Raw genomic sequence first — 19,144 nt, 5'->3', positions numbered from 1 at the left:
CTTATGTAAGGTAGACAGGACGGTCGGTATTAGTTGACTGTTTAGCAGCGAAATTTATCTGTAAGTTACTTCAACCGCGCTTCATTTTCGCTAAACGGATGAACTGTTCGTCACGTACACGAAGCTTTTCTGAGACAGACGTATCCTCATACGAGTAAATACCTGCTCCGGTCTTGGTTCCGAGATTGCCTTCTGCTACTCTTTCTTCAATGATGGCGGGTGCTTTTGTCGAAGCATCCAGCTCTGGGGCCAGGTTATCCATCACGCGCTTCCACGTATCGAGTCCGCCAAAATCCGCCGTCTCAATAGGCCCTACAAAAGCCCAACGATAACCAATTCCTTCCTTCATCACCGTATCGATCTGGGCTGCATCTGCCACACCTTCTGCGAGCAAATGAAAAGCTTCTCTCATCAAGGCTGTTTGCAGCCGATTGGAGATAAAGCCCGGTACATCCTTTTTCAGCAAAACCGGAGACTTCCCGATCTCTTCCATCAGCTGTATCGTCTTGTGAACCACTTCCTGCGCGGTCTTCTCGTGTCTGACTACCTCGACTAGCGGAACCAATTGAGCCGGATTGAAAAAATGTGTAATGATAAAACGTTGTGGCGTAGTTGCTTTTTCGATCAGTCGCGCAATCGAAAACGTAGACGTATTGGAAGCAATAATCGCATCTGGCCTTGCGTATTGCTCCAGCTTTTCAAACAGTTTCCACTTTAGCTCGAGGACTTCAGGTATTGCTTCTGTGATGATTTCAGCAGCAGATACTGCCGCTTGCAAATCCGTGGTCAGGATGATATGCTCGAGCGCCGCTGCTTTAGACTGATCTGCAATTATTCCTTCTGCAACCAGAAGGGAAAGGCTGTGCTCGATACTAGCTCTCGCTTTTATCAAAAACTCTTCCTGCAAATCATAAAGAGAAACACGATATCCAGCCAATGCGAATAGCTGCGCGATTCCGTGCCCCATAACACCTGATCCGATAACAGCCGCATACTTTTCCATAGAAAGAGCCTCCCAGGGTGAATTAGGTTTACTACCAAAGCTTTCCACGATTAAATGCCTAGTTCCTGCCCAGCAAAATCCTACTGTTTTTACCGAATTTCATTCCTTTGGCGCTTGTTGGTAGGGACAAAGTTTTATACCATTAAAAATCGTTTAGTAAAATCAGTTATTGGAATGGACGTTTCATTATACGGAGGTACACATGAAACTACTGAATAAAGTCGTGGTCATCACAGGAGCCAGCCGAGGATTGGGCCTTGAGATGGCAAATGTTCTGGCAGAAGAAGGAGCGATCGTTTGGGCAACCTCTCGAACCGCGCCTCATCCAAATGAAATTGCACACGCTGAACCGGGAAGTGTGACGAATGTACTGCTAGACGTGACTGACGAGCAAAGTGTCCTTGCTTTATTTGCGCAAGTACAAAGGTTATACGGACGTCTAGATGTTCTCGTCAACAATGCGGGAGTCGGCGTGTTTAAGCCTGTTGAACAAACAAGCTTGGATGAATGGGAGAATGTTTTCCGCACCAATGTAACCGGACTCTTTCTTTGCAGCCGCGAAGGATACAAGGTCATGAAAGCTCACGGAGGCCGTATCATCAATATCTCTAGTGTCTCAGGGTATATTCCCATTGCGGAAAACGGCGTTTACGGTGCTTCGAAATTCGCTGTCCAAGGCTTTTCCCAAATTTGCAATGAAGAATGGAAAAACGACAATGTAAGAGTCTCCACCATTTTTCCGGGCGCCGTTCATACAAATATGACGGAGGACCGGCATTTTTTTGATCCGAGTGCGATGCTCGTACCAAAAGATGTGGCAGATACCGTGTTAGATATCGCCTCCCGTCCCCTCCACGTTCGAATCGATGAAGTCAAAATCCTTCCGCCTAAAGGCGTTCTCTAAATCACAGATGAATAAGGAGAGTTTACAAATGCAGCAAGCAGCAATCATCACAGGAGCAGGCAATGGAATCGGGGCAGCAGCCGCAAAGCTTTTGGCTCAACATGGGGTACGCGTCGCTGTTCTTGATGTACAAGAAGAAAAAGCACAGTTCGTCGCCCAAGAAATCAATCACGCAGGCGGTCAAGCCTTGTCCGTTCGCTGTGATGTCGGTCAACGAGCGCAGGTTGAAGAAGCCATCCAGCTAGTAGAATCGCATTTCGGAGATATCACCATCTTGGTCAACAATGCCGGAGTTGGCGGTCCATTCCACCGAGTCGATGAGGTCTCCGATGAAGAGTGGGATTGGATCATGAATACCAACTTGAAGAGTGTATTCCTATTTTGCAGAAACCTGTTGCCCAAGATGAAAGAAAGGAACTACGGGCGAATCGTAAACATCGCTTCCATTCAGGGCTTGCTAGGCTCTGCACATTCGTCCACTTACGTCGCTTCCAAACACGGCATGATCGGCTATACGAAAACAATCGCTGCCGAATGGGGAGAGCACGGGATTACTTGTAATGCCATCTGTCCGGGATATGTGGATACCGCGATGGGCGTGCGGCCGGAGGATATTTCAGATTACATGAATCGGGTCATCGCCAAAAGCCCGGTCAAACGCGTAGCTCAACCGTTGGAAATCGCCCAGATGATTTATCATCTCGTCGGACTGCATAGTGGATACATCAACGGAGCGAGCATCACCATGGACGGCGGGATCAGCAGTCATATCGGAATTACGGATCAATTGTCCTAGTTCGGATGCATAGAAAAGGCCGCACGCTCGGTTAGCTTCCACCGGGCATGCGGCCTTTTTCCCCCTATAAAAAGCGGCGGTGCACCTTCTTGCCATCGTACGTAAACAACACTTGTCGATCCTCCACCATCGATTCCAAATGAACAGATTTTCCCCACAAGTTATAGATGTAAGGCAATGTTTTTTCTACGTATTTGACATCCAGCTCCAGCCCCTCGAAATGATGCTTCAAGTACATCTCGCCGGAGCGTAAGTAATCCCCATCGTGCACGAGTACATAAGGGAATCCCCCATTAACCCGTGTGCCTGCAAGACCATCCCGTACCTTCTCCCACTGCTTTTCCGCGACAACCCAATCGTTTCCCTGCTTGCCAAACATATACAAATCGAGATCACTGACGAGGTCCTTGGTCAGGAAGTTGCGAATGAAGCTAATGTCGGACTCCAGCTCGCGCACCTCGAAAATTTTCGCGCGTCCCTCTCCTGGCTTGCGTCCAAAGCGCTCCTGCTCTTCCTTCGTCGGATTATCCCAGCGTTTTTCAATGTCCTCCAAAATTTTCAGGCCCAGATGATACGGATTAATGCTCGTCGTCGAAGGCTGAATGACAGAGGAATGCAGCTTGGCAAACTCGATCGTCTCCGATTCTGTCAGCTCCATTTCCCGCAGGATGCGCATATGCCAGTAGGTGGCCCATCCTTCGTTCATGATCTTCGTCTCCATCTGCGGCCAGAAATACAGCATCTCATCCCGGATGATCGTCAGCACATCCCGCTGCCAATCGTCTAGGATATTGCTGTATTCCATAATGAACAGCAACAGGTCTTTTTCCGGCTCTGGCGGGAATTTGCGTGGTGCTTTTACCGGCTCGGCTTCCTCTTTTGCTCTGCGGTCCAATCCCCAGAGATCGTCATAAGGGGAGTGCCGTTCGTTCCTCGTCTTCTTGTTCGGCTCCTCTGGCTCTCGTTTCCAACGCAGCTTCGGACGCAGCAAGCTCGGATCGATATGCTCCTGAATCGCCAAGCTCGCATCGAGCAAATTTTCCACAGCTTCCTTGCCGTACTCGATCTCGTATTGTCGAATCCGCTCTCCGCTGGCCGCCATGCTTTCGACCATATCCCGATTCGTGTTGGAGAAGCGCACATTGTTTTTGAAAAAATCGCAGTGAGCAAGGACGTGAGCAACAATGAGCTTGTTTTGGATCAAGGAATTGCCGTCCAAAAGAAACGCGTAACAAGGATTGGAGTTGATGACGAGCTCGTAAATTTTGCTCAGATTCAGGTCATATTGCAGTTTCATCCTGTAAAAGGACTTTCCAAAACTCCAGTGCGAAAATCTGGTGGGCATTCCATACGCGCCAAATGTATAAATGATGTCAGACGGGCATATCTCGTATCGCATCGGGTAAAAATCGAGATTGAACCCTTTGGCGATCTCGGTAATTTCGTCAATGGATCGCTCCAGTTCTTTGCGCTCGTCGTTGGTCAAATCGTTTCGCCTCCCCCTTTTGCCGTCGGTCTACTTTATGTATATGGGGGACCGCGCTAAAAGACGCCAGCCTTCCGAAGAAAAAAAGGCATCCCCGACTGGAGACACCCTTGATTTGTTTTTCGTCCTACCTTCTTAGCCTTGGAACCAGTCGCGCACACCAGAATAAATAAGGGCTCCCGCAAATACGACCACAGTGATCAGACCAACTCCATCCACCAACGGGTCCAACCCATTAAGGAAGGAACCTTCCAACGGCGCTTTCAACAATGCGTAGCCACCGAGGAGTCCGCCAACATTGGAAATCCATTTGTTCATATTACGTCACCTCCCGTCGCAGCGGCCTGTAAGCGTTGCCACTGCGATACTTTACTCTATGTCGGAGATTGACAAGCGGCTTGTATGGCAGTCCAAGGCATGTTCACCAAATTACAATTGGGCTTTAGCGGTTGTTCAAAAAATCGACTTTTGATCACGAAGTAATTCTGCCACTTTCTCGGTGCTGAAAAGCCGACTTTTTGAACTTGGATTTTTACGTTAGAATAGAGAACAGACAAATGTACAGGTAATGTGAATAAAGGAGTGACGCACTAATGAAGCTGTTTTTGATGCTTGGCAGTATCAGTGGATTTCTTTCGGTTGCGTTAGGAGCATTCGGAGCACATGCACTGAAGGAAAAACTGGACGACTATTCGCTGGGCATTTTCCATACGGGCGTGACCTATCAGACAACACATGCGCTGGCTCTGGTGCTGGTTGCCCTCTTGCTAAAATGGTATCCGGATTCTTCTGGCCTCGTCTGGGCAGGCTGGTGCTTTGCAGCCGGAACCTTGATCTTCTCCGGCAGTCTCTACACGCTCGCGATGACTGGTATTAAGGTTCTCGGAGCGATTACGCCGATTGGCGGTGTATTGTTCCTCGCTGGCTGGGCATTGCTTGCGATCCATGCCTGGAAAACCGTGTCGTAAACGAAAGAGTTCATATGCTTGCAAAAGGTTGGGATATTGCTCCCAGCCTTTTTTCTATCCGCCATGACTTCAGCGAAACCTGCTATGCAAATATCGCCAGCCCCTGACACCCTCCATGAATGATTGCCATATGCTGTAGGGTTAGCAGTTACCCCACTCACAAGGAGAGGAAATCATGACAAAGCCCTCCTATACTCGCCCCTCGTACTTTTATAGCGCAATACCAGATGTCTACATGCAGATGGGGTACTATCCGTTTCCCACTCCATCTGCTACGGAACAGCTGAGTCGGAGTGTTCACATTCCGTACGCGATGTCGATGGCGGATCAATGCAAATACTTCATGGGGCAGTCGGAAAAAATAAACGTGGGCGATGGGGCTATCGGGATCGCTGCCTTGTCGAATCCCTTACGCTCCGGTGTTCATTTATTTGTCCACCACTGGATGATCACCAGTCCATCCCCGCACCCGATAGAAGCACATTTCTTGTTTGGCAAAGCCTCCTCTATCACTGGTACGACTCTCTCACGTCAAGTGACTTCTGGTTATATTCAACTCCCCGCTTGTCCCGCCGCCCAAGGACAACTTTTGCATGGCACTGGTATGACGGATACCTTTTCTGATCACATTCATACCGCCACGCGAATCATTCCGGCGTCCTCCACCGTTGAGGCGACCCCTGGCGGTCAGTGGATTCTCGGACCTGGAATGGCACTCATCGTTCGCGTTCCAAATACTGGTGAGAAGACATCCTTTTACTTTTCAATAGACTGGTGGGAACAACCCGTATATGGGTAGCTCTCACTGGAATGCTTAGCGGACAAGTCTAACCGCAACAAAAAAGGGAACCCCCAAAGGAGTTCCCTGTCATTTCACTTTGTATTTTTCCTACACCATGTTGAAAAGCCAATTTTCACGTGATAGAATGAGAATTGGTCTGTCGGTCAATCGATGATATGTAACTATTTTATCTCCAATATAATAGTACCACATTCACTTTCGATTGTCAAACCTTCAGGCCAAAAATGGGGAACGAAAAAGGAGCGGTACCATGAGCGTGACTGATCAAGATCGGCAAAACGAACAACAACGTGTTGAACGAGTCATCTCAGAGATAAAGAACCGAATAGATGACCTCAAAGAGCATGTGAATGTCGTGAGCGAGGATATCATCGGAATTCGCAAGCATTTTTGGGACGATGTGACTGTCAACTTCGAGGATGCCATCGAAGCTGTCGAGACTTACGCCAGTATCAAGCAGCAAGCGGAAGTCCTGTCCGAGCGTGAACGCATCCATCGCCATGCCCAAAATCAGTTGCGTACGCTACAGCGATTGTTGCACTCTCCCTATTTTGGCAGGATTGATTTTCAAGAAGAGCTGGAATCGAAGCCAGAAGCCATCTATCTCGGCATTGCTTCCTTGCTGGATAAAAACGACGAGGAGTTTCTCGTCTACGACTGGCGCGCACCGATCTCCAGTCTGTATTACGACTATTCGCCGGGGCCAGCAGAGTACAATACCCCAAGTGGAAGCATAAATGGAGAGATTACGTGCAAAAGACAATACATTATTCGCGACGGCAAATTGCTGCACCTGTTCGATACGGGCGTGACGATTGGCGACGAATTGCTTCAGGAGGTACTCGGCAAACAGGCTGACTCGCAGATGAAAAGCATCGTAGCCACGATCCAACGGGATCAAAACCGCATTATCCGCAACGAACGCAGCCGACTCGTCATCGTCTCTGGAGCTGCCGGTAGCGGAAAAACGTCTGCGGCTTTGCAACGAATCGCTTATTTGTTATACCGTTACCGCAAGACATTGACCGCAGAGCAAATCGTCTTGTTTTCGCCCAACTCTTTGTTTAACAGCTATGTCTCGACCGTTCTTCCTGAGCTCGGCGAGGAAAATATGCAGCAAACGACCTTTCAGGAATACGCGGAGCATCGTCTCGGTGACGACTTCCGCCTGGAAAACCCGCTTGAACAGATGGAGTATGTACTGACAGCAAGTGATCAGTCTGGATACGAGGCGAGGCTTTTAGGAATCCGTTTCAAATCAAGCTCCTTGTTTTTGCAGGCTATGGATGAATACGCGAATAGCTTGAAGCAATCTGGAATTATGTTTCGCCCCGTTACATTTAGAAACCAGACACTAATCAGTGCGGCTCACATCCATGAGCTGTTTTATTCTCTCGATACGAGTCTGCCGATCCCCAATCGGATGGTACTCGTTGCGAAATCACTGCTGACAGAGCTGAAAAAACTGGAACAAAATGAACGACCAAAATCATGGGTAGAGGATGAAATGGAGCTGCTTGATCGAGAAGCTTACGTAGCTGCCTATCAATCCCTTCGCCGCAAAAAGCAGTTTCGGGAGGATACCTTCGATGACTTCGAACGCGAGCAGGAGCTCTTAGCCACATGGATCGTCAAAAAGCAGTTTCAGCTTCTGCGCGATTTTATCCGTGAACTTCAATTTATTGATACGCTCGCTATTTACCGCCAGCTTTTTTTGTCACCTGACTTGCTCGGGACGCTTGCTCCAAATACTCTCCAACATGATGGATTGGAAAAATGGCCCGCAGTGTGCGAACAGACAACAGCGCGTTTAGAGCAACAGTATTTGGCATGTGAAGACATCCCTCCTTATTTGTATTTGCAGGAACGCTTGGAGGGAAAGCAGACGAACAACCTCGTCCGTCATGTATTTCTCGATGAAGCCCAGGACTACTCCGCTTTTCAGTTTGCTCTCATCAAGAGCTTGTTTCCCCGTGCCAAAATGACCGTGCTGGGAGACTGGAATCAGGCGATTTACGCTCATGCGTATTACCAGAATAGCTTTGATTCTGTCACATCCCTATTTGAGCCTGAAGAGACGGAGACCTTCGTCCTGACCAAAAGCTACCGCTCCACCTATCCCATCGTTTTGTTTACACGACAACTTTTACGAGATGGGCATACGATTGAGCCTTTTATGCGCGACGGCCGCTTGCCAACACTAACCAAAGTGACATCACCTCAAGCTCATGCCGATCAAATCGCAGCACGTATACATGAGCTCACCGATCGTGGTCATCAGACGATCGCTGTTATCACAAAAACGCTAGAGGAAGCCCAAATCGTCCATGACGCTTTGCAGGAGAGCTTGCCGATTCGCTTGATCAAGCCCGCCACTCTTTCCTTTGAGAAAGGAATCTTGATCATTCCCTCTTACTTGGCAAAAGGCGTAGAGTTCGATGCGGTCATCCTTTATGATGCTTCCGCCACATGCTATGGCGAAGAAAGTGAACGCAAGCTTTTTTACACGGCATGTACACGTGCCATGCACGAGCTTCACCTTTACTATTCGGGTGAAAAAAGTCCATTTTTAGATAACGTTTCTCCTGAGTATTACGAGCTGTTTGTTTAAAAAAAGAGATCCAGCTGACCGCTTACTGGTTCAGCCGGATCTCTTTTTCACCTTTTTAGACCCACACAAATCGTGACAAGCAACAGGATCAAATCCATCTCATAACCGCCGACAAAGCCTTTCTCCCATTTTACCGTCACAATCGCTCCTGCCATGATTGCAGCTAATCCCCAGGCAGCATATCTCGCCCCGACTCCGATGATCAGCGCGAGACCACCAATTAATTCTACGATCAAAACCAGATACGCCAGCCACCCCGGCAAGCCGAGATCGCCAAACGTCATCACAACAGCATCCATTCCTTTTTGTAGTTTGGCTATGCCATGGATGAAAAACAAGATTCCCGTCGCGATCCGTAATAAAGAAAACGCCTTTTCGTAAGCCATCTTCTCTTATTCTCCCTCCCCTCCACCACTACGATATGCCCACTTGCGTACAATCAGTCTTGTGCTCTTCGACGGGACAACAGCTCAAAGCTCTGGTGCTTGCAACGAGGGCAGCCGCGTTTTTTCAATTGTTCGATTGTCACTATTTTTGCCTGTGCCCCTACCTGGACCGATCTTTTGCAACGCTTGCATTGATACTCACGCTTGGAAGGAGTTTCTTCGCCTGTATACAGCGACTCCAGAAATGGATGCTTGATCGTTGGAGCCGTCAGCTCTGTAGTGGTCAGCACGATCATCTGTCCCTTGTTTCCAATCATTTGGGCCGCTTCGTATTCATTGAAATGACTGAGCACCTCTCGTACGGTCAAGCCTGCCAGCACGAACTCCCGTTGCATATTCAGCGTGAAATCAGGCGATTTATGCGCAAAGGACAGGAAGATGGACAGTCCTTTTCGCTTTTGCAGCCCACTGATTCCGCGGGATAAAAACAAAGCCATTCCTTGCAGCGTGTAAGGTGGATCTGTGAAAAAGCAATCGTACCCACCCTGCAGCTTCTTCGGCAGCGGCTGCCGCAAATCAGCCTGATGGCAGGCTACAGTCAATTCTTTTTGCTTGGACACATCCGTAATGTACTGGAGGAAGCGTTCATCGATATCGACTACGTCAATTTGCTCTGGACGTTGCTGCTTCTCTGGAAACAAGCGCTTAAGCAAAAGCCCCAGTGAGATGCTGACCAAATCATCATCCCCGACGCATAATATTTTTTTCCCTACCAGGCTCTGATGCCGCAAGCATAGGATTGCCCTGCGCAAGCTCGTCTCGACTGTGCACTTAGACTGATCGATCTGTACATCGACTTGCGGACGCCCAGCGAAAATCGTTTCCATCTCCGCTTGCAAGTCAGCCAGCTCGGTTTTCCAAGCTTCGTCGTCTCCCATTAGCTTCTCGTACAGCTCTCGATCCAGCCCACCATACCCTAGCTTTTGCTCAATGTACGCCTCCCCTTCTGCGGTACATCTCACTCCGCTCCCCTGCTGTATGGCACCTGCCTTGATCAGCTCTTTTTTGATCGCAGTTGCCACAGGTACAGGCAAGAGTACTTTTCTCGCCAGCTCTTTCGTAGGCAAACCCGGATGAAAATAACACGCAAGCAGAAACTGTTCGATCACTCGTTGACCTTCTTGTAAACGCACTTGTTTATAGGTGTCTTCGATATAATTTTTCATGTAGAAAACCTCTTTTCAAAAGGGATAGACCCATCGATGCATGCAAAAAAGGCAGAGCATGAACATTCGTTCATCTCCGCCTTGAGGGCATACGTTCGCTACGTGCGCGTGGATAGTCACGCAAAAAAACCGTGCGTAAGAGCACGGTTCCCGTAGTCGAGCAAATGGGTAGATGGATGACCGTAAGTTCTTAACTAATCAAGGCCTCCCTTTTTCCATAGCAAATAAGCCTACATAAAATGTGGTTTTTGCTAAAATACTGGGAGTACCCTATCCAATTGCTTAGTTAAGAACACACACCGACATCAAAACGTCCCCTTTTGAAAAAGATACTTTCCATTATACGACAATTTCAATCAATCAGCAAGAAGCTACATAACAGTCTCTACAATCGCATTTGTAAGCTGCTTTCGCTTTTCATGCAATCTGCGTCCTAACCAATAAAAGATCAAGCTGACCAGAGCTAATACTGCCATAACCAAGAACATCACGGGGCCACCATATGCGGTGAGCACCATGCCACCTGTCCATGGTCCAAGGAAGCTGCCCAGCATCGTTGCGCTTTGTGCCCCATAGTAAGTCCCTCTCATGTTTGCGGGACTGATCTCGTCGATTTGCGCATATTCAGCCGGAACGATCAAGATTTCCCCGATCGTAAAAACGATCATTGCTGTAATAAACCAAGCCCAATCTGGCGAAAAAGCAAAGCCGACTTCTCCTATGGCCATCAGTACAGCACCACCCGCTATCCTCGCAAACAAGGAATACCGCTCAACCAGCCTCGTTAAAGGAATTTGCAAAAGCAAGACGGTAAATCCGTTGACGCTCATCAATGTTCCAAACAAGGCGACTCCCTCCGAGAAGTTTTCCCGCAAGTATTGGGAGAGCGTAACAGACATCTGACCGTAAACCGTCACTAACAGAATTCCGCCTGTGACAAATGCAAGAAGGACGACATCCCTTCTGAGCACTTGCCAGATCTCAGCCAAACTGGCTCGCTCTACCTCTCCATTCCTCCCACCATCATCGGTTACGCCACATCTCCGACAGGCCACTAATAAAATGACGGCAAAGCTCACTACGGATACCGCAGTCAGAATAAATGCCAGATTGCTCCCGGAAATCCCCAAAAAAGCACCAAGCATAGGACCAATCGCGAAGCCTAGGTTGTTCGCAAGATAGCGATTCGAGAACACACGAAAACGTTTATGCTCGGGAGTCAAGTCACCCATCAGCGCTTTTGAAACCGTCCCAAAAATCGATGCCGCCAATCCCATAACTAAGCTAATTAACAGCAAACCGATCGGATGAGCCACTGTAATGAAGCCGATAATCGAGCACGCCATAGCAAGCAAGGAAAAAAACATCAGCTTTTGTCTGCCAAACAAATCCGAGAGAATCCCGCCAACAAATCCCCCGACTGTTCCAGCTAAAGGACCTGCACCGATAATCAGTCCAATATAGGCGTGAGAGAGCTTCGTCGTTTCACCGAGATAGATGGCCAGAAAAGGGATACTCATCGATTGGGTGAGCTGAACGAACACCGTCCCTGCCATTAAAAGATGAACAATCGGGTGATACGCCTCCCACACTTGCCTTATTTTGCTCATACTGATTCAACCTACCCTCTAAACAAAATCATGCCATTTACGTAAGCAAAATCACTCTGATGTATGGAAGAAGGAACGAAGCAAACCCGGGAGACGCTCGATGAAGGCTTCTCGCAGACTGTAGTAGGAAATCGTCGTACTTCCTGTGTAATGAGCACGAATCAGCCCCGCTCTGCGCAACGCCGTTACATGATGATGGACGGTGCTTTTTGCTAAGGATACTTGCTTCTGCAATTCACCGAGAGTGCACGTCTTTTTTGCCAGGCATCGCAAGATTTGCAGGCGCTTTTCATCCGCGAGGCACTGTGTGATAGGCAACAGCTCCAGGAGCGGCTGTGGTTTGGTTGTTGCCGCATCTTTGACAGGGTACATGCAAGTGGCAAGCCCCCGATAAAAGTCGAGAACAGAAGAATGGGCACAATGATATTGCGGGATCAGTACAACCTCTCGCAAATCTGGCATCGGCTCAATCCAGATGCCGTTCGTTACATGATCAACCAAATCGATTGGAGGCGTTTCTTTGGCGCGGACCATCAGCTCATCGGCGCTCCGTTGCAGACTCTCCAAAATGCGTGGGTCCACCTTCGAAAAATAATGCTCATTCCACCGGGTAAGCAACGATAGGCTGTGATCACGAATTTCCCCCAAGTTCAGCGGGATCGTCTCCACCCATGGCGCGAGACGCTCATAAATTTCACCGGGAGGGATGTTCTCCAGCCACCCAAGAAATTCTTCGACGGATTTGGTCTGGGGGGATTGCGCTACTAGCAATACTAAGCGGTGGAGAACTTCCCAGCGTTCATCTGCGAGTTCATCTGCAAAAGACGCCGGGAGCTTTTGTTTTGTCTCCTCTTTCCAAGCTGTACCAAGCAAATAATGCTTGCGCTCCTTCTCGTAAATGTAAGTGTAGAGGCTAATGATACATTCATACGCAGGAGACCATTCTACTCTGATCGAATACAACTCATTCATTCTATCACCATCGAACGTTTAGTTTTTTTCAGTGTATCATTCTTGTTAGATTTTGCATAGCGCCATTTCGTTAGAATAGCCTGTAAAGGTCCTTATGAATGGGGTCATCATAGTGGAGGAGAAGAAAGCTTTACTGAAACCATGCAAGAAGCAGACGCTGAGGCACCTTGGTCACGCAAAAAAAGTAAGCCCCCAGCTTCACCAAACTGACGGGGCTTACCTATACTAGCTTCCCTTATACAAACGGCGGGTCCCACGCTTTTTTTCGCCAGCCCAACCGATGATTAACGACGTTCAAATCACGATCCAAGACAACATCTACGCCAAATGGCAGCTTGCGGTTGTACCAAAAGCGCACATCGCTCCACGTGACTTCATAACCGTCATGAATCTCCTTCCACGTGACGTGGATTCGTTGAGCAAATCCAAGAAAAGCACGAACGCCGTCCACACCGACGGTAGCCTGAATGATTGCATCACGCTGCTGCTTCGGATACACATCCTCCAGTATCACACGTGCATACTCGATTCTCCCTGTGTAAAAAAGTTCCTCCGTCTCTACGACGAATCGCCAGTGAAAAGGATGCATGCTCGGGAAAACATGGGATATGCCACTCGTTTCTAATGCCCTTACTACCCGTCTGACGTTACGGTGATGCTGCCAAGCCCGCACGCCAATATACACGAGCGTCATTCCATATGCTATCGGAAACAGCACGCTGGGATCTCCGTTAAAAGCTATCCACCATATCGCCGCTGCCAGATGAACCGCGAACACCAGTGGTTCAAAAATCGCAAGTACATCCAAATGAACCCAGCGCTTGCTAATGGGGCGAATACATTGAACTCCATAGGCGTTTAGCATATCGAGAAAAACATGCAGCATAACAGCCAACAGCGTCCATCCGTACAAAATCCCGAACTGCCCCATAAGACCAAACCCCCAGGCAAGAGGAAGACTGATAATCAGTGGCCACAGAAACAAAGCGGGAATCGAATGAGTAATTCCTCGATGAAAGCGAATGTAAAAAGAAATACCGCGAAGTCTGGCCACAGTGTCGAAATCCGGGGCATGAGATCCCACTACCGTTGCGACCATCAGCGCTTGAGCAAGCGCCGGATCATGTGCCACTGCCGGCGTGATATGAGCTAAGCCCGCCAGTGTGACACCCAACAAAAGATGACTGCCAGTGTCCATTACGATGCCTCCCTTTACAAGTACTCTCTTCCCTATTACTGTACGAAAAAATAGCGAGGATTCTATAAACCGCAGGTAAAAGTTATCCGAAGATTTCGTCTGCAATATTAACAATCTCTCAACGAAAAAAGCAGCCTGTCAGAGTAGCGACAGACTGCTTGGCGCTTATTTATTCGTGAATTTATGCTTCTTCTGTCAGACGCAGGAATTCGTCGATGTCTGCCACAGCCAAATCAACAGCTTTTTGCCAGAACTCAACTGTCGTCATATCCTCGCCGAGATGCTTCTTCGCCAAGTCTTCTACCATCAGGCGGCCCGTATCTTGCAGCAGTGCATCGTATTTGGGCGCGAAGCTCTCGCCTTCTTCAAGCGCACGCGCATAGACACTCATGCTGAACAAGTACCCGAATGTGTACGGGAAGTTGTAGAACGGATACGATGTGATATAGAAATGCAGCTTGGATGCCCAGAAGTGCGGCTCATAATCTGCCAAAGCGCCGTTGTACGCTTGCTTTTGTGCCTCTTCCATGATTCGGTCGAGATCAGCCGCGCTAACGAGACCTTCTTTGCGCTTCTCGTAGAAGTTTTTCTCGAAAATAAAGCGAGCGTGGATGTTCATGAAAAACGCGACGATGGATTGCAGCTTATCTTCCAAGAGCACCAGCTTTTCATCGTCATTCGCTGCATTTTTTACAGCGGCGTCAGCAAGGATCATCTCTGCGAAGGTCGATGCTGTTTCCGCTACGTTCATCGCATAGTTTTGGTTAAGGGCTGGCAAATCCCACATGACTTGTTGGTGATACGCATGCCCCAGCTCATGTGCCAGTGTGGATACATTGCTTGCGCTTCCCGCATACGTCATGAACACGCGAGACTGCTTACTGACTGGGAAGCTCGTGCAGAATCCGCCTGGGCGCTTGCCAGGACGATCCTCTGCCTCGATCCAGCCCTCATCGAATGCCTTTTGCGCAAACTCAGCCATGCTCGGATTGAAGCGGTTGAAGTGCTCCACGATCAGAGCAGCTGCTTCATCGTAAGACACTTCTTTATGTACCTTACCGACTGGAGCTCCTACATCGTACCAGCTCAGCTTGTCTACACCGATCAGCTTTGCCTTGCGCTCCAGGTAGGCAACCAGACGATCCTTGCGATTGTCGATGGCCTGCCACATCGCGTCGAGTGTTTTTTCCTGCATGCGTCCAATATCCAGTGGCTCACGCAGGACGGAATCCCAGCCGCGATGACGGTAGAGAGCGAGACGGAAACCACCCAAGTGATTCAGCGCCTGCGCGCACAGCTCCGTTTCCTTGCCCCAAGCTTCTTTCCACTTTTCAAAAACATGGGCACGAACAGCACGGTCAGGACTGCTCATCAGATTAGAAGCTTGCCCCACAGACATCTGCTTCGTCTCTCCATTGACCTCAACCTCAATGGTCATACGTCCCACGACCGCATTGTACAAATCTTGCCAAGCGTGATACCCGTCTACAGCTAAATCATTTGCCAGCACTTCTTGTTCAGGAGACAGCTTTTCCTGTGCACGGCGGCGGCGCTCATTCAGTACAAAAGCAAGCGGTTGCAATTCTTCGTCTGCCAGCAGATTCTCCCATGCAGCCTCGTCGATAGCCAGCAGTTGTTCTTCCCAGCGCGTCAATACTGCACCAAACGCAGCCGAGATGCTCTTTACACGCCCACTCAGCAGCTTGGCTGGCTCATCCTTTACATTTTGAGCAGTCAGGCAGGAAATGAATGCACCTGCTTGTCTCACACGTACGGCAATGCTTTGAACATGAGTGACGACTTCCTTGAAAGCCGCTGTTTCATGCAAACCTGCGCCAGATTGCTCGAAACGTGCTTTCAGGCTCGCAATATCCCCTTCCACAGTCCCTAAAAACGACCGAAAATCCTCCGATTCACTACCACCAGGAAAAATCACATCCATATCCCAGCGTTGTGGCAATGCTTTTGTCATATGTACCCCTCCTCAAAAAACTCCTTCGATAAAAATATTTCTATAATAAGGTAGCTATTCCCTCCCCATTTATTCATATCATTAGAAAAGCGACTGCCATGTAAGCAGTCGCCAGCTTTTTTACACCTATTGAACAGGGATCGAAAACGTCTCCCCTTGTTTTTCAACAACGATTCTGTCCCTCTCGTCCCCCGCTGCTGCCAACAGACGCTCGAACGGCTCATCAACTGGCTCACGCGAGAGCACAAACGTATTCCAATGAATAGGCACCAGCCACTTCGCTTTGGTCTCCTTGAACATTTGCCATGCTTGCTCTGGCGTACAATGCGCGGCTTGATACGAGTCCGGCCTGTAGGCGCCGATCGGCATGAACACCAGATCAATAGGTCCGAATTGCTTTGGCAAATTTTCCATGGAGATATAAGCAGTATCACCTGGGTAGAGGATGCGCACGCCATTTTTCTCAATCATATAGCCGTTGTAGCCATACTCATGATTCCATGGAAAGCGATTGCCCCAATGACGAACAGGAATCGCCGTAATCTTCAGTCCTTCTTTGGTTGTAACGGCTTCCCCCGGCTGCATTTCCTCATATGAACCAAATGGCATATGCTTGAACAGCTTGCTCGTCTGGTTTGCCGTAATGACATGAGTGGAACGATTCGCTATTTTCTGCAAGGTAGGCAGATCGACGTGGTCCATATGGGCATGCGATAGCAAAATGATATCTACCTCGCCGATTTCAGCAAAGTCGAGGGCAGGAGGCGTAAAGCGCTTGGGACCAAAATGGACACCTGCAAGCTTAATCCCCAGCTTCTCGCCCAAAACCGGATCCGTCAGTATTTTCGTACCAAACATATTCAACAGAATCGTCGAGTGGCCGATCCATGTAAATGTAACCTCATCATGACTCCATTCGGCAGGCACTGGCTTTTTCGTGTCCAGATGACGAAACTCCGGCTTCGGAAGCTGACCCATATGGTACCAGTAGCGGTAAGCCACATAGCCAATCAATCCGAGTGTGAGTACCCCCACTATGGAGCCTACCCATGTAAAAAAGTTGAGCATCAGACAACTCCCTTTATCCAGCTGTGATTTCCCCATTATAGCAAAAGGCATCCTTGCTGTAGCAAGCCTAAAAAAGCGGCAAACTGCTTTTTACGCTTGCTTACTTCCTCCTGCCGGGCTTGCTATAATTGCTAGAGAAAAACGTAGAGAATCGAGGAGAAACCCATGATCCTGCACAAGGGAGAAGTCCTGTTTCGACAAGGAGAAACTGGACCGCTCTATCATCTGAAGAGCGGTCTGTTAAAAATCGTTCGGGTACATGCAGACGGAGCATTGACGCTGGTCAACATCATCGTTCCAGATGAGATCATTCCGCATCATTCGTTGATGAGCCCGAATCCCTATTACGGGACAGCAATCGCTCTCGTGACCTGTGAGATCGAAGTGCTGTCTGCCCCTGATTGGTATCGCCATTTGGATGACAATCCTGAAAAGTGCCGTGATATCGCGCTACAGCTGCAAGGGAAGCTGCGAATGATGCAGCAGCGTATCGACCAACTGACTGAAGTCTCTCCTGCTGAAAAGCTTCGCAAGCTCCAGCTTTGGTTTCAGACATTCATCCCTGTCGCTTCGCTCTCAGAGTTGCTAACTCAGGATGAAATCGGTCAGCTCATCGGGCTTCGCCGCGAGACAGTAAATCGGCTGCTGCGCGCTCAAGCTGCGAATCGCGAGTAAGCTGGGGCTTTTTTCGTAAGAGCCTCTTTATGCCAAGGTCGCTGCCGGACCAAAAAACTCATAATGAATATCTTCTGCTGGCACTCCCCATTCCAACAGAGCACCGTTGATTGTCTTCATGAATGGAATTGGACCACAGAAATAGTAGCTCGCCTCTTTTGTATCGATGACCTTTTGCAGCCACGGCAAGTCGATATATCCTTCTTTCTGGAAAGCACCGTTCAATCGATCTTGTTCGGTCGGCTGTGTATAGCACCAGTGAACAGAGAGCTGCGGATGTTTTGTGGCCAGCTCCTCTACTGCCTGCTTCATAGCATGCACATTTCCGTTTTTGGCTGCGTGAATGAAGGTGATCGGACGGTTTGTTCCCGATTTGATCAGTGTGTTCAGCATGCTGATCATTGGGGTCAATCCTACACCGCCACTAAGCAGCACAACCGGACGGCTGTCCTCTTGCTGTAAGGTAAAATCTCCAGCCGGAGCAGACAGCTGCAAGCTATCTCCTTCCTTCACTTCTTCAGCCAAATAAACGGATACTTTTCCTGCCGGCTTATCTTGCATTGCGTCCTCGCGTTTGACAGAAATGCGGTAGTACGCATTCCCTGGCGCATCAGAGAGACTGTACTGGCGAATGTGTGTATATTGCTCGCCTGGTAATTCTACCTTGACGCTGACATACTGCCCTGGCTCATAGCTGGAAATCGGTTGACCATCTGCCGGAACCAGATAAAAGGAAGTGATCACGTCGCTTTCCTTCACCTTGCGTTGGACGATAAACTCTCTGAAATCTGCCCAACCTCCAGGCTGCCCGCCCGCCTCTTCATACATTTCGTGTTCTACACCGATGAAGGCATCCGCAATGACGCCATACGCTTCCGCCCACGCCTGTATAATCTCGTCCGTAGCGGCATCCCCAAGTACGTCCTTGATCGCAGCAAGCAGGTTTTCTCCGACGATTGGGTAGTGTTCGGCCTTCACTCCCAAGCTGCGGTGCTTGTGTCCAATCTGCTTCACAACAGGCAGAATTGTTTCCAGCTTATCAATATACAAAGCCGCAGCATACACCGCATTTGCCAGAGCTGTTTGCTGTCTTCCCTGCTTTTGATTGGCGTGATTGAAAATGTTGAGAAGCTCAGGGTGCTTGGCAAACATCATTTGATAAAAACGTTTTGTAATGGCAGTTCCGTGCACCTCTAGTACAGGAACGGTTGATTTTATGATTTCAATGGTTTTTTGGCTTAACATTGTAGAACCTCCTTGAAGTGCTTCGTACTCTCTATATTTCAAGTGTACGGGAGGTTCACAGATACACATGTGATTCTGGTCACAGGAAATAGAAACGATTTGTGACAATTTTAAAACAGCATAAGAAAAAGTCGTCCTCCAACTGTCTTGTTGCAAAAGAAACGATTGCCATGATAGCATATCAGCCAATGATTTGTTATTAAATTCCAACAAAAACATTGA

Annotated in this window: 17 protein-coding genes; 6 read left to right on the top strand and 11 right to left on the bottom strand. The window is 48.7% G+C overall.

Features of this window, described 5'->3' with window-relative positions:
• Window positions 1-70 precede the first annotated feature (70 nt).
• Window positions 71-1,003 carry a 3-hydroxyacyl-CoA dehydrogenase family protein gene (locus C7R94_RS03725; protein WP_106778521.1) on the bottom strand — a complete coding sequence of 311 codons (933 nt, stop codon included), beginning with the start codon at window positions 1,001-1,003 and terminating at the stop codon, window positions 71-73.
• 202 nt (window positions 1,004-1,205) lie between these two features.
• Here C7R94_RS03725 and C7R94_RS03720 point away from each other — a divergent pair, with 202 nt between their 5' ends.
• The gene (locus C7R94_RS03720; RefSeq protein WP_106778520.1) at window positions 1,206-1,907 is read left to right on the top strand and encodes an SDR family oxidoreductase; all 702 of its coding nucleotides are present in this window, start codon (window positions 1,206-1,208) and stop codon (window positions 1,905-1,907) included.
• Between the two features lie 28 nt (window positions 1,908-1,935).
• On the top strand, window positions 1,936-2,703 hold the full coding sequence (locus C7R94_RS03715; RefSeq protein WP_106778519.1) for an SDR family NAD(P)-dependent oxidoreductase: 768 nt from the start codon (window positions 1,936-1,938) through the stop codon (window positions 2,701-2,703).
• A 64-nt stretch (window positions 2,704-2,767) separates the two neighbouring features.
• Here C7R94_RS03715 and C7R94_RS03710 read toward each other — a convergent pair whose 3' ends face one another.
• Window positions 2,768-4,189 carry a SpoVR family protein gene (locus C7R94_RS03710; RefSeq protein ID WP_106778518.1) on the bottom strand — a complete coding sequence of 474 codons (1,422 nt, stop codon included), beginning with the start codon at window positions 4,187-4,189 and terminating at the stop codon, window positions 2,768-2,770.
• Window positions 4,190-4,324: 135 nt separating this feature from the next.
• Window positions 4,325-4,507, bottom strand: coding sequence for a hypothetical protein (locus C7R94_RS03705; protein ID WP_106778517.1), 183 nt, complete (start codon window positions 4,505-4,507; stop codon window positions 4,325-4,327).
• 275 nt (window positions 4,508-4,782) lie between these two features.
• Here C7R94_RS03705 and C7R94_RS03700 point away from each other — a divergent pair, with 275 nt between their 5' ends.
• From C7R94_RS03700 to helD, 3 genes are all read left to right on the top strand, one after another.
• The gene (locus C7R94_RS03700; protein ID WP_106778516.1) at window positions 4,783-5,157 is read left to right on the top strand and encodes a DUF423 domain-containing protein; all 375 of its coding nucleotides are present in this window, start codon (window positions 4,783-4,785) and stop codon (window positions 5,155-5,157) included.
• A 175-nt stretch (window positions 5,158-5,332) separates the two neighbouring features.
• Window positions 5,333-5,956: a DUF6143 family protein gene (locus tag C7R94_RS03695; RefSeq protein WP_106778515.1), complete on the top strand. Its 624-nt coding sequence runs from the start codon at window positions 5,333-5,335 to the stop codon at window positions 5,954-5,956.
• A gap of 253 nt (window positions 5,957-6,209) precedes the next feature.
• Entirely contained in the window at window positions 6,210-8,570 is a 2,361-nt protein-coding gene (gene helD / locus C7R94_RS03690; RefSeq protein ID WP_106778514.1) for an RNA polymerase recycling motor HelD, read from the top strand.
• Window positions 8,571-8,617: 47 nt separating this feature from the next.
• Here helD and C7R94_RS03685 read toward each other — a convergent pair whose 3' ends face one another.
• The 7 genes from C7R94_RS03685 to C7R94_RS03655 all read right to left on the bottom strand — a co-directional run bounded on the left by C7R94_RS03685 (window position 8,618) and on the right by C7R94_RS03655 (window position 17,002).
• On the bottom strand, window positions 8,618-8,956 hold the full coding sequence (locus tag C7R94_RS03685; RefSeq protein ID WP_106778513.1) for a DoxX family protein: 339 nt from the start codon (window positions 8,954-8,956) through the stop codon (window positions 8,618-8,620).
• 53 nt (window positions 8,957-9,009) lie between these two features.
• Window positions 9,010-10,182 (bottom strand): bis-aminopropyl spermidine synthase family protein, encoded by a 1,173-nt coding sequence (locus C7R94_RS03680; RefSeq protein ID WP_106778512.1) that lies wholly within the window; start codon window positions 10,180-10,182, stop codon window positions 9,010-9,012.
• A 371-nt stretch (window positions 10,183-10,553) separates the two neighbouring features.
• Window positions 10,554-11,792, bottom strand: coding sequence for an MDR family MFS transporter (locus C7R94_RS03675; RefSeq protein ID WP_106778511.1), 1,239 nt, complete (start codon window positions 11,790-11,792; stop codon window positions 10,554-10,556).
• Between the two features lie 51 nt (window positions 11,793-11,843).
• Window positions 11,844-12,764: an ArsR/SmtB family transcription factor gene (locus C7R94_RS03670; RefSeq protein WP_106778510.1), complete on the bottom strand. Its 921-nt coding sequence runs from the start codon at window positions 12,762-12,764 to the stop codon at window positions 11,844-11,846.
• 235 nt (window positions 12,765-12,999) lie between these two features.
• Window positions 13,000-13,962 (bottom strand): metal-dependent hydrolase, encoded by a 963-nt coding sequence (locus tag C7R94_RS03665; RefSeq protein ID WP_106778509.1) that lies wholly within the window; start codon window positions 13,960-13,962, stop codon window positions 13,000-13,002.
• Between the two features lie 181 nt (window positions 13,963-14,143).
• Window positions 14,144-15,934: a M3 family oligoendopeptidase gene (locus C7R94_RS03660; protein WP_106778508.1), complete on the bottom strand. Its 1,791-nt coding sequence runs from the start codon at window positions 15,932-15,934 to the stop codon at window positions 14,144-14,146.
• Between the two features lie 126 nt (window positions 15,935-16,060).
• On the bottom strand, window positions 16,061-17,002 hold the full coding sequence (locus tag C7R94_RS03655) for an MBL fold metallo-hydrolase (RefSeq protein WP_106778687.1): 942 nt from the start codon (window positions 17,000-17,002) through the stop codon (window positions 16,061-16,063).
• Window positions 17,003-17,167: 165 nt separating this feature from the next.
• Between C7R94_RS03655 and C7R94_RS03650 the strand changes: the two genes are divergently transcribed.
• Window positions 17,168-17,677 carry a Crp/Fnr family transcriptional regulator gene (locus C7R94_RS03650; protein ID WP_106778507.1) on the top strand — a complete coding sequence of 170 codons (510 nt, stop codon included), beginning with the start codon at window positions 17,168-17,170 and terminating at the stop codon, window positions 17,675-17,677.
• A gap of 27 nt (window positions 17,678-17,704) precedes the next feature.
• Here C7R94_RS03650 and hmpA read toward each other — a convergent pair whose 3' ends face one another.
• Window positions 17,705-18,922 carry an NO-inducible flavohemoprotein gene (hmpA, locus tag C7R94_RS03645; RefSeq protein WP_106778506.1) on the bottom strand — a complete coding sequence of 406 codons (1,218 nt, stop codon included), beginning with the start codon at window positions 18,920-18,922 and terminating at the stop codon, window positions 17,705-17,707.
• Window positions 18,923-19,144: the final 222 nt, after the last annotated feature.

Source organism: Brevibacillus sp. NRRL NRS-603, assembly GCF_003013445.1.
GTDB classification, from domain to species: domain Bacteria; phylum Bacillota; class Bacilli; order Brevibacillales; family Brevibacillaceae; genus Brevibacillus; species Brevibacillus formosus.
The sequence above is the reverse complement of the archived record's forward strand: the minus strand, read 5'-3'. Positions and strand labels throughout refer to the sequence as shown.